This is a genomic window from Pedobacter yonginensis (genome assembly GCF_003173595.1).
GTDB classification, from domain to species: Bacteria; Bacteroidota; Bacteroidia; order Sphingobacteriales; family Sphingobacteriaceae; genus Pedobacter; species Pedobacter yonginense.
Genome location: NZ_QGNZ01000005.1, coordinates 40034 through 51924, shown reverse-complemented (window position 1 = coordinate 51924; position 11891 = coordinate 40034). Strand labels below are relative to the sequence as shown.

Below are 11891 nucleotides of genomic sequence, written 5' to 3'. Positions count from 1 at the left end.
CTGATTTATTGATATTTGTAATATTTATATAAATTGATTAAAAGAGCGTTTAATGATGTTCAAAAGCCTTAAAGAGAGAACGATTAAGATCAAAAATTCGAGTTTTCCGTGCTTCTTAAATACGGCTTTAATGTACACTTATTAATTGATTTTCTTGGAATATTTTCACTCCAATTTTGAATGTTGTATGCAGAATGTTGCGTTTGCCAAGCCAAATTACCTTAGTAATTGACAAGGGATAATAACCCGTTTTGATGAAATTTGGCTGGAATTATCCTATAATTTTGAGGCATTTTGGAATGCGAATTGGATGAATAAATCACCTCAATTTTTAACGAGTTTGCACCATTTTGTTTTGCGTTTTGGATGCTGAAATTTGCAGAAAACACATTTCCATTTTAGGATTTTGTATTGCGTGGAATTTGAAATTCTAAAATCAAGCAGATTGGATAACTGTCATATTGGCGCTTTTTTTTTAATTATTTATTCTGAAACTATATGCCCCTATCTTCGCAATTCTGCTCATATTTCATTGCATATCAACTTCGGTAAACATGATCAATTTTGAAATTTTGGTCGATATTCATGCCTTATCTCGTGGGTAAATTCCCGAAGTTTTAATGATTTATACGGCGTTATTTAAGTCGAAAACTTAAAAAAAATTAGGGATTCGGTATATATTATTACATTGCAAAGGGCATTTTTAGGGCGTATTTTCAGTAGATAATGCAATTTCTTGCCGTTATTTTGCTCAGAACCTGTTTGACGGCTATGATTTCCCAAAATTCTGTGATGGGGCTAAAATGTGCTTTGAATTGTGTTTTGAGGCGGATTTATCTTGTTTTTGCTTGCTCCTATAATGTAGCGCTGATTTTTTGTGAGTTCCTGTTTTTAGATTCTTTTGAGCTCATTTGAAGCTTGATATTCGCCTAAAATTGGTTCATTTATGCCTTGCAAAAGGCTAGATTTTTATCCGAATTTTGATGAGATGGAAAGTTAGAGATTTGAATTTTTAGGTGTATGCAAGGCTTGGGTTAAGTGCAATTTGCAACAAATTTCTGCGATCAAAAACGTTAAAAAATTCATTGAAATCTTACGCCTAAGAACCTGTTTATAGAGTGTTGATGTTTTAGATTTAAGGCACAAATTGTAGGCGATGTTGACTTCAGATTGAGCCTTTACATCGAAGGCCTTTGACTTTAATTTTGCTCGTTTGAACCGTGAAAATTACAGTTGGTTTTTGCGTCTTTTATACACCGGATATACGAAGATTGTGGTCAGAATTATCGCTGCTCCAATGTAAAATCCACCCGTCATTTGTTCCTTATTTCCGAAGAAAATGAAGGCCAAAATGATTCCATAAACAGGCTCTAAATTAGTCACCAAAGCTACCCGAAAAGCGGATAAAGTTCGCATTACAGATACCCCCGCAACGTAAGCTACAGAGGTGCAAAACGTGCCTAAAATTGCGAGGAAAATCCAATCATTTGTACTCAAATTAAAAGGCATACGCAGTAAAGAACCATCGTATAAACGATACAAAGTAATCCAAAATAAACCGCCAATTAACTCATAAAATCCGATTATTGAGGCTTCACTTTTATGGATTAAGGTTGAATTTATGGTAGAGAAAAGGCTGGCGGCGAAGGCGGCTAGGAGGCCGAAAATGATGCCCAAAGTGTATTGACCTTCAAATTTAAAGATCATATAAATGCCGAAAATAATGATTAAACCAACCAGAATATCACCCAGATGAATGGGTTGCTTCTTGATTAATGGTTCTAATATCGCAGTAAATAATGTGAAAGAAGATAGGCAAACTAAGGTTACCGAAACGGTAGAAACTTTAATGGCATGGAAGAAAAAAATCCAATGTATGGCCACGATTCCACCTGTTAAAAAGAATTGGATAAACTGTTTCTGGCTGATTTTGATGTTCTTTTTGGTAATCAAAAAATAGGCAAAAAGCGTCGTGGTTGCAATCAATACTCGATACCAAACCATTGGCACAGCATCAATAGAAATTACCTTACCCAACACGCCGGTAAAGCCCCAAACTAAAACAGTTAAATGAAGAATGATGAGATTTTTTTTGTTTGCTTCCATTATTTTGGTGCTCTTTTTAATAGGTACAAACCTAAAAGACCAAAGAAAATAGTCGGTGCCAACACCGCGATAAATGGAGGCAATCCACCTTTTGTCGAGAACATTTGGGTAAATTGATTAAACACGATGTAGGCAAAGCTCAAGAAAATCCCGATTCCTAACGATACACCTACGCCTCCGCGAACTTTCCTTGAAGAGAGTGCAACCCCAATTAAGGTTAATACAAAGGCTGATAGCGGGTGTAAGTAGCGTTTGTATTGCTCAAACATCAAATCGTTCATAATGCCAGTGCCACGCGTTCTTTCCTTCCTTATTTTCTCCGCCAGTTCAGTGGTGGTTAAGTTTTGCACCACATTGTCGTAGGCAGAGAAATCGTCAGGGCGCATGTCTAAAATAGTATCTTTGAGCTTTCCACTGCCGTAAATCATAGATTCTTTTAAGCCATCAATTTTACGAATGGAATAATTAGATAGTGACCATTTTCTTTTCAATGAATCCCATCTAATGTTATCGGCTACAATTTTTTTAGTCAAAACGTCTCCATTAAAATTATCTAATGAAAAGCGGTATCCAGAGTTCGTTTTATTATCAAAACTCTCTATAAAAATGTATGTTTTATCATCCAGTTTCATGTGGATGTTCTGTTTTGTAGAGGGGTCGTTCCGCTTTACGTAGGTGTTTTCGAAGTTGTTTTTAAGGGTATTGGTATAAGGTAGAATGTATAAATTGGAAACGAGATTGGCTGAAAATATGATCGTTGCAGAAATTAAGTAAGGAAATAAAAAGCGATTAAAACTTACACCACCACTTAATATCGGTACGATTTCAGTTTGATCGGCCATCTTCGCAGTAAAGAAAATCACCGCGATAAAGTTAATTAGGGGGGAAAGCATATTCACGTAAAAGGGAATAGAACCCGCGTAATACTTGGTTAAAATGCCCCAGAAGCTTAAACCGCTGTTTAGAAAGTCATCCAGTTTTTCTGATAAATCAAAAACAACAATAATAATTACAAAAATAGCCAGAGTATAAATAAATGTACCCAAGTATTTTCCGATAATGTATCGATCTATAATTTTAATGTTTCCCTTGATTATGTTCATCTTATAGTTTGTTCCCTAATACTTTAACCATTTTGTTTTTCCATTCGTAAAACTCGCCAGCTAATATTTTTTCTCTTGCTTGTTTAACCAACCAAAGGTAGAAATGTAAATTATGCAGTGTTGCAATTTGTGCGCCAAGCATTTCATTGCTGTGTACTAAATGTCTTAAATACGCTTTGCTGGTTACCAAATCTACATGTAAATCACTCTCTGCATCCAAAGGCGAAAAATCATCTTCCCATTTTTTATTACGGATGTTGATGATGCCATTTCGAGTGAATAACATGCCATTTCTTGCATTTCTGGTTGGCATTACGCAGTCAAACATATCAATGCCGAGTGCGATGTTTTCCAGAATGTTAATTGGTGTACCCACACCCATTAAGTAACGTGGTTTTTCGTAAGGCAATATGTCGCACACCACCTCTGTCATGGCGTACATTTCTTCTGCGGGTTCTCCAACAGACAAACCACCAATGGCATTTCCTTCGCGGTTCATGCTGGCGATAAACTCAGCAGATTTCATTCTAAGGTCCTTGTAAACAGAGCCTTGTACGATTGGAAAAAGCGTTTGATCGAAACCATACTTAGGTTCGGTGGTATCGAAACGTGTGCAGCAGCGCTTTAACCATCTATGGGTCATCTTAATGGACTGCGCTGCGTAAGTATAATCGCAGGGGTATGGGGTGCACTCATCAAAGGCCATAATAATATCAGCACCAATTGTGCGCTGAATGTCCATCGCATATTCTGGCGTAAACAGGTGTTTAGAGCCATCTATGTGCGAGTGAAAAGTAACGCCCTCTTCTTTTATCTTACGAACTTTACTTAAGGAATACACTTGGTAACCACCACTATCTGTTAAAATTGGTCTATCCCAGCCAATAAATTTATGCAATCCGCCAGCGCGCTCTAAAATATCCAGCCCTGGTCTTAAATATAAATGGTATGTATTTCCAAGAATAATTTTGGCGTCTATATCCTCTTTAAGCTCGCGTTGATGTACAGCTTTAACGGTTCCAGCAGTGCCAACAGGCATAAAAATAGGCGTTTGGATTTCGCCGTGGGCAGTTGTTATGGTTCCTGCTCTGGCTTTGGAAAGCGGATCGTTAGCTTGTAAACTAAATTTCATCTATGTATTGAGTATTATGATCCACCTTTAGATGGATGTTAACATGATTTTGCTCATGTTGGGTTAATAAGGTATTTTCTCGTCAAAAATCTGCCAAAAATAGCAAAAATTGAGGGCATATTTTTGTTTAATTTTTTATCAACATAAAAGGGTATTACAGATTAAAAATGAGAAATTTGCGCCTATTTATTTTACCATCGTGATCTTAACTCTACCCGAAATTTGTTTGCTCGCCACTTTAGCTTTTTGCTTGGTGGTGCAACTCTATTATGTTTTATTTGTTCACCTGAAATTAGCCCGTATAAAGGTAGAGGACGTGCCGAACACGCCGGGTAAACCGATCAGTGTCATCATCTGTGCGAGAAACGAAATCGAAAACCTTAAGCAGTATTTGCCAACTGTATTGAATCAGAATTATCCTGATTTTGAGGTGGTTGTGGTTAATGATCGGTCGTGGGATGGAACAGAAGAATTTTTAGAAGATCTGGAAAAGCAACACCATCACTTAAAAATAGTTAAGGTGTTAGATAATGATAAGTTTATTGCGGGAAAGAAATTTGCCGTAACCATGGGCATAAAAGCGGCTAAACATGAGTGGCTTGTGTTTACCGATGCAGACTGTACACCAGCTTCAGAAAATTGGTTATTGGATATGCAACAGCCTGATGATGAAAATATTGAGATTGTTCTAGGCTATTCCCCTTATCTTAAAAAAGGCGGATTGCTGAACGCATTAATCCGTTTCGAAACATTCTTTACGGCGGTTAATTACCTATCCTTTGCACTCAAGGGCATGCCATACATGGGTGTGGGGCGAAATATGGCCTACAAAAAATCCTTATTTTTCAAAAACAAAGGCTTTGCAGCACACATGCATATTCCTTCTGGTGATGATGATTTATTCGTAAATGCACATGCAAATCGGAATAATGTACTTGTGAGGCTAAATAAAGAGAGCCATGTTTGGAGCGAACCCAATAAAACCTGGAAAGGTTACCTACGGCAGAAAAAGCGTCATTTTGGAGCTGGGAAACTATACAAATCCAAACACAAGTTCATACTCAGCATCCAAATCATATTTCAATTTTTGTTTTATGCGTTTTTTGCAGCTTGCATGTTTTTTAGCCGGGAGTGCCAATATTTGGGCGGTGGTATATTGGCTTTAAGCATATTCATCCGATGCTTAATCTATCCCAAATTATTGAAACGCTTAAACTATAGCGATTTACGTTGGTGGTTCCCGATATTAGATATACTTTTGTTTTTCTTTTTAACCTTAAATGGCTTTTTGGCTATGTTTGGAAAGAAGAAAGTGAACTGGAAATAATTCGAAATTTTTAAAGAAACAACATATATGCTTGAAGTTAAGCCCGATATCGTTTTAAAATATTTTCCCGATTTAACCCAAAAGCAGATTGCTCAATTTGCGCAACTGTTTGATTTATACAGTTTTTGGAATGCTCAAATCAATGTAATTTCGAGAAAAGATATAGAGGAACTTTACGAAAGACATGTTTTACACTCTTTAGGGATTGCAAAGGTTTGTGCTTTTAAACCAGGCGAAAATGTTTTAGATGTGGGTACTGGGGGTGGATTCCCGGGAATACCATTGGCCATTTTGTTTCCAGAAACGGATTTCCACTTGGTTGATTCCATCGGCAAGAAAATAAAGGTGGTGAAGGAAGTAGCCTCGGCATTAGGTTTAGAGAATTTAAAAGCAGAGCATTTGCGCGCTGAACAAATTAAAGATAAATTCAATTTTATTGTTTCCAGAGCGGTTACACGTTTAGGCGAATTTTACCCTTGGATTCAAGGAAAATTTAAAAAAGATGCCTTAAACGCCATTCCGAATGGGATTCTGTATTTAAAAGGTGGCGATTTAGAAGAGGAAATTAAAGAATCAAAACTGAAAGCAGAACTTTATCCACTTTCAGCTTATTTTGAGGAAGATTTCTTTGAAACCAAGTATGTGGTTTACGTACCGCAGTAGTTTAGTGATCTACCGCTAGATTTATAATTTTTGGTTTGCATCAGATTTTTTGGAGTCATTCATAATCATTTTATCCTTCAAGGTTTTTTGTAAACCCGTTTGTTGATCTAAATTTTTAACAACCTCCAAAACTGCATTGGCAGCATCATTAAAAAAGGGTTTATTAATGGTGCTGTATTCATCTGTAGCTTTATGATAGTCTTTGTGGTCTTCCACTCCGAAGTATAAAAAGGGAATGTTTTTCGCATTAAAAGCACCCTGGTCGCTCTGGTTTGTCCAATCGTCATGGCCCAGTTTTGGATCATCATGTCCTAAAGCAACCTTGATATTCGGGTTATTATTCACCACGTATTTTTTCAAATCAGGATATTTGAATGTTCCGCAAACATACAGTTCAGCTTTGTCGCTATGGCTTATCATATCCATATTCAAATCAATGGCAATGGTATTAATGGGCACTGGTGGATTTGCAACAAAGGCTTTTGCACCTTGTAAGCCAATTTCTTCAGCATCAAAGGAAGCAAAAATAATGGTATTATTGGGCTTGTTTTTGGCGAAGTAAGCGGCAATTTTTAAAAGGCCTGCCGTGCCTGAAGCGTTATCGTCGGCACCATTATAAACTTCATCTTTAATTACGCCAATGTGATCATAATGTGCCGAAACCACGATAACATTATTGCCTTTGCCAGGAATATAGCCAATTAGGTTTGTTCCATTAATGTCGGCACCTCTCGATTTGAACTTGAAATCCTGTGCGTAATTTACATGTTGAGGATATGATTTTAATCCCAATTTTTGAAACCTTTGAATAATATATGCCCTCGCCATTTCAGCCCCTTTGGTTCCGGTTTTTCTACCTTGGTAAGCGTCTGATGATAAGACTTCTACATCTTTCAATAGCTGCGGATCTAATTTGCCAGATGCTGTGGTATTTTGGTTTTTTACTGATGAACAGCAACTTAGCATCATCGCTAATGGTAAGAAATATAATATTTTCATTTTTAATGGGATTGAATGCTAAAGATATTAATTATCGGGAGTTGATTTTTGCTTTTTTAAAGAATTATAGTTGATGAAGAGTACATAACAAGAAAAGGGATGCGCTTATCGCACATCCCTTTTACCATTCTTCAGATTTAATCTGATTTATATTAATATCTGTAAGTATCTGCTTTAAAAGGACCTTCTACAGCCACGCCGATATAATCTGCTTGGTGCTGATCCAATACATCTAATTCTACACCAATTTTTTCTAAGTGTAAACGAGCAACTTTTTCATCTAAATGCTTAGGCAAAGTATAAACTTTGTTTTCGTAAGCAGCTGTGTTTGTCCAAAGCTCTAATTGAGCCAAAGTTTGGTTGGTGAACGATGCGCTCATTACAAAACTTGGGTGACCTGTTGCACAACCTAAGTTAACCAAACGTCCTTCAGCTAAGATGATTACATCTTTACCTTCGATGGTATATTTATCTACCTGAGGTTTAATTTCCACTTTGGTATCGCCGTAATTGCTATTTAACCAAGCCATATCAATTTCATTATCGAAGTGACCGATGTTACAAACAATGGCTTTGTCTTTTAATGCTCTGAAGTGTTCTTCGCGAACGATGTCACAGTTACCTGTAGTGGTTACTACAATATCAGCTTCTTTAATTGCAGTAGCTAATTTTTTAACTTCGTAACCTTCCATAGCGGCCTGTAAAGCACAAATTGGATCAATTTCAGTTACAATTACCCGTACACCTTGCGAACTTAAAGATTCTGCGGATCCTTTACCCACATCACCATATCCGCAAACTACGGCAACTTTACCAGCCATCATTACATCGGTAGCGCGACGAATTGCATCTACTAATGATTCGCGACATCCGTATTTATTATCGAATTTCGACTTAGTAACTGAATCGTTAACGTTAATTGCTGGAACGTGCAATGTTCCGTTTTTCATTCTTTCATATAAACGGTGTACACCTGTTGTGGTTTCTTCTGATAAACCTTTAATCGCAGCGATTAATTCTGGGTATTTATCAAAAACCATGTTGGTTAAATCACCACCATCATCTAAAATCATGTTTAATGGTTGTTGATCTGGTCCAAAGTGCAAAGTTTGCTCAATACACCAATCAAATTCTTCCTCATTTAAACCTTTCCAAGCGTAAACCTGGATACCAGCAGCAGCAATTGCAGCAGCAGCATGGTCTTGAGTGGAGAAAATATTACATGAAGACCAGGTCACTTCTGCCCCTAAAGCCGTCAATGTTTCGATTAAAACAGCCGTTTGGATGGTCATATGCAGACATCCTGCAATACGAGCACCTTTTAACGGTTGCGATGGACCGAATTCTTTGCGTAAACTCATTAAACCTGGCATTTCTGCTTCGGCTAATTCGATTTCTTTACGGCCCCATTCTGCCAGTGAAATGTCCTTAACTTTGTAAGGGATGTAAGTTGTCTCTACTGATGACATAATTATTTGTTTTTAAATGTGATGTAAAGTTACAGCATAGCTTTGTGAAAGCCAAATAATTAAGCGGGCGGGCTCGTTTGCGAATTGTAAAATAATGGTTTAATGATTTTTGTCAAGAAGAGATGATCAGCTGCCTTAATAAAAGTATAGGGCATAAAAAAACCTCTCATTGCTGAAAGGCTTTAGTGTTTCTGAAAAGTGGAAGCTTTCAGGAACAGTGCAAATATACGGTTTTTACGGTAATATTCAACCTATCGGCTCAGCCTTGGTGCATTTTGAGTGAAATCGGATCATGAAAACAAAACAATGCCTTGTTAATTTTCAAACAAAACTTTGATTTCCAGTTATTTATTTCTTAAATTGTTATAACCAAATCGAACGTTTATGAAATCAGTAAAACACATGCTTGATACCAAACAAGCCAGAATAATCTCTGTTTCAGAAAATATTTCTGTACTAGATGCCTTGAAAGTTATGACAGAAAAAAACATCAGCGCAGTTTTGGTGATGGAAAACAATCAGCTATCGGGTATTTTTACCGAGCGAGATTATGCCAGAAAAATTATACTTCAAGGTAAATCATCACAAAATACACTCATCAGAGAGGTAATGACGCCAAACCCAATTGCCGTCCGCTTTGGTGATACGATTGATTATTGCATGGAATTGATGACAGATAAACACATTAGACACTTACCAATTGTAGAGAACGGTGAAGTTAAAGGAATGGTTTCTATTGGCGATGTGGTGAAATTTATCATCGCAGATCAAAAACAAACAATTTCTCAGTTGGAAAGCTATATTAGTGGATAACGCTTCGTTATATAAAGAATGTGTTAAACGAATAGCTTACTTTGCGATAATGCTGTTGTTTTGAAAATCTTTGAGCATGATGGTTTGATCGATATTTGGTTTAGGCAATTTTGCAATGCCAAGTGCAAGTTGTGTTGTTGATATTTCTGGTTTTGCTATTGCAGCAATATCTTTAACAGTTGTACCTAAAATTTTTAATGCAGCAAAAAACAATCTATCTGCGTGAAAAATATACGAATTGCTTTTTACAGCATTTAAATATTCTTGATTAGATTTTTCACTATAAAAATATTGAAGTCTATCCAACGTCAATAGCTTTTCAGTAATGACAGCCAATACTTCATCAGATGCCGTCATTCCATTAATTGAAACCACCTTCTGATCTTTCAATACAAATTTCACCCCTTCAAACGATACGGCGTGCATCCCTGGCTTATCAAAAATGTATTCAGACTGAGGAAGACTGCTCAAATTTGTTTTTCTGCTGCTCATGGAAGCTTTATTGAAAGTAAATCTCGCCTCTCGCAATTTGGCAATGGCCTCAGTACCATTTACTTGAGCGATGCTAATCGGGCTAACGCTTTGAGCCAAAACCGAGTAGTTAAACCCCGTTACAATAATTGTCAAGATATATAGTATCGCTTTCATTTAACAAAGCTAATGTTAAATTTGAGATATTTCTATATTTTGTATTCGTAATACTACGGATTTTGAAGATTTTTGTCAATTTTTTGATTATAGTCAACATAACCTATATTTTATTATAGGTTATATTCCTACAAGGGTTAAGTTTCTATTTCCACCGCCATTCTCCAGCAATTGAAAGTGGCTCTTTTAAGTTTTGAGATTCTAAGAAAGCCCTCAATTCTTCTTCGCCTTGCACACCAACGGGTATGGTAGCTGTATTCGCTAATGCGAACGTAAGCATGGCGCTGTAGCGCACGGTATTTTTGAGCTCTTGTTCATCTACCAGCTTGAATGAATCTCCGTCCGAATGATAAAAAGGGCCAGAATTGTTGGGTAACTTTCCTCCAAAACCACCGCCAGTTGGAATGCCTTCAAGCATAAAAGGTTGATGATCACTGTGTAAGCCAGCGCCTGCATTAAATAAGTTTTTAAATCCGGTATCAATCTTAACAATGTCGGCACCCCAGGTCGTAAATAGCTCCTTCATTTCCGATCTGGAAGTAGAAAAACCTTTTGGGTCATTTGTCATGTCGTAATTAAGCATAAACTTTACCTGACTTAGGTTTTTATCCTTTCTTGCCTGTGCGATGTAAGCTTTTGAACCAAGTAAACCTTGTTCTTCACCCATAAACAACACAAATTCTACCGTTCTTTTCGTTTTCAAATTCAGCTTCTTAAAGCTTCTGGCCATATCCATTATGGCGAAAGAACCTATGCCATTGTCTATTGCTCCCGTTGCCAAATCCCAGCTGTCTAAGTGCCCACCAACTACAATTTTCTCTTTTGGCAAGTCGGTGCCTTTAAAGGTTGCCACCACATTTCTAGCTTTAATGATCCCCGAAAAATTAGTCATGGCTAGGTGTGCCATTTGAGATTCAGATTTGAGCTTTTCCTTTAAAGCCATGCCATCCTCCAAACCAATGCATACCGCTGGAATTGGAATCAATTTACCTGTAACAGAAGCTGTTCCGGTTAGTAGTACGCCATTTTTTACGGTGTTAATGATGATGACACCCTTAGCGCCATATTTTGTTGCAATAGCTGTTTTTTCTGAACGATGCAGTGATTTTGTGCCCGCTGGCGATCCTGGTAAAACGCCCAAATAGATAAGTGCAATTTTGTTTTTGAATTTCTCTGGATTGGCTTGATAGTCAGCTTCTAAGCCATTGCCTGCATCTACAATTTCGCCAGATACATCTGCCTGAACAGGGGAATGTGCCAAGGTAACGGCCTTCATTTTAGCTAAATTATTCGCATTGGCGCCAACTTCTACCAAGATTGTTTTTCTGCTCCAGCTTTCTACTTCAAAGGGCTGAAACTTAACCTCACATCCGTAAGACTTTAATAAATCGTAGGCATATTGCTCTGCTTTTGCTCCATTTGGAGAGCCGGTTAAACGGTGGCCAATGGTTTCGGTTTCGTACTTGAGAGTTTGGTAGGCTTTAGAGTTTTGTTGAACATCGGTATTAATTTGATTGAAAACATCACCAAATTTATCCTGAGCACTAACCAACGAAGCCGTGCAAATAAAAAGTGCAGAAAAGAAATATTTCATTTTTATGAATGGTTTATATGCTGAAAGTACAAATTTA

Annotated in this window: 10 protein-coding genes; 3 read left to right on the top strand and 7 right to left on the bottom strand. The window is 37.2% G+C overall.

Annotation, left to right across the window (positions count from 1 at the left end; translation table 11 throughout):
• Positions 1–1227 precede the first annotated feature (1227 nt).
• From DHW03_RS18210 to tgt, 3 genes are read right to left on the bottom strand one after another with little or no spacing between them, the layout of a single operon-like run.
• Positions 1228–2106: a DMT family transporter gene (locus tag DHW03_RS18210; protein WP_109927287.1), complete on the bottom strand. Its 879-nt coding sequence runs from the start codon at positions 2104–2106 to the stop codon at positions 1228–1230.
• Positions 2106–3209, bottom strand: a complete 1104-nt coding sequence (locus DHW03_RS18205) for an LptF/LptG family permease (RefSeq protein ID WP_109927286.1) — start codon at positions 3207–3209, stop codon at positions 2106–2108. Before DHW03_RS18205 ends, DHW03_RS18210 begins: the two co-directional genes overlap by 1 nt.
• 1 nt (position 3210) lies before the next feature.
• Positions 3211–4341 (bottom strand): tRNA guanosine(34) transglycosylase Tgt, encoded by a 1131-nt coding sequence (gene tgt, locus DHW03_RS18200; protein ID WP_109927285.1) that lies wholly within the window; start codon positions 4339–4341, stop codon positions 3211–3213.
• 199 nt (positions 4342–4540) lie between these two features.
• Between tgt and DHW03_RS18195 the strand changes: the two genes are divergently transcribed.
• Together DHW03_RS18195 and rsmG are read left to right on the top strand one after the other, a co-directional pair.
• Positions 4541–5668, top strand: coding sequence for a glycosyltransferase (locus tag DHW03_RS18195; RefSeq protein ID WP_240618572.1), 1128 nt, complete (start codon positions 4541–4543; stop codon positions 5666–5668).
• Between the two features lie 27 nt (positions 5669–5695).
• Positions 5696–6331, top strand: coding sequence for a 16S rRNA (guanine(527)-N(7))-methyltransferase RsmG (gene rsmG, locus DHW03_RS18190; RefSeq protein WP_109927284.1), 636 nt, complete (start codon positions 5696–5698; stop codon positions 6329–6331).
• A gap of 21 nt (positions 6332–6352) precedes the next feature.
• On the opposite strand, the gene DHW03_RS18185 is transcribed toward rsmG, so the two are convergent.
• A complete protein-coding gene (locus tag DHW03_RS18185) occupies positions 6353–7330 on the bottom strand; it encodes a M28 family peptidase (RefSeq protein WP_109927283.1) in 978 nt (325 codons plus the stop codon).
• A gap of 152 nt (positions 7331–7482) precedes the next feature.
• Complete coding sequence (gene ahcY / locus DHW03_RS18180; protein WP_109927282.1) at positions 7483–8799, bottom strand: adenosylhomocysteinase; 1317 nt, start codon at positions 8797–8799, stop codon at positions 7483–7485.
• 384 nt (positions 8800–9183) lie between these two features.
• Here ahcY and DHW03_RS18175 point away from each other — a divergent pair, with 384 nt between their 5' ends.
• Positions 9184–9612 carry a CBS domain-containing protein gene (locus tag DHW03_RS18175; RefSeq protein WP_109927281.1) on the top strand — a complete coding sequence of 143 codons (429 nt, stop codon included), beginning with the start codon at positions 9184–9186 and terminating at the stop codon, positions 9610–9612.
• 36 nt (positions 9613–9648) lie between these two features.
• On the opposite strand, the gene DHW03_RS18170 is transcribed toward DHW03_RS18175, so the two are convergent.
• Together DHW03_RS18170 and DHW03_RS18165 are read right to left on the bottom strand one after the other, a co-directional pair.
• Complete coding sequence (locus tag DHW03_RS18170) at positions 9649–10260, bottom strand: hypothetical protein (protein WP_109927280.1); 612 nt, start codon at positions 10258–10260, stop codon at positions 9649–9651.
• A 145-nt stretch (positions 10261–10405) separates the two neighbouring features.
• Positions 10406–11854 (bottom strand): M28 family peptidase, encoded by a 1449-nt coding sequence (locus DHW03_RS18165; protein WP_109927279.1) that lies wholly within the window; start codon positions 11852–11854, stop codon positions 10406–10408.
• Between the last annotated feature and the right edge of the window lie 37 nt (positions 11855–11891).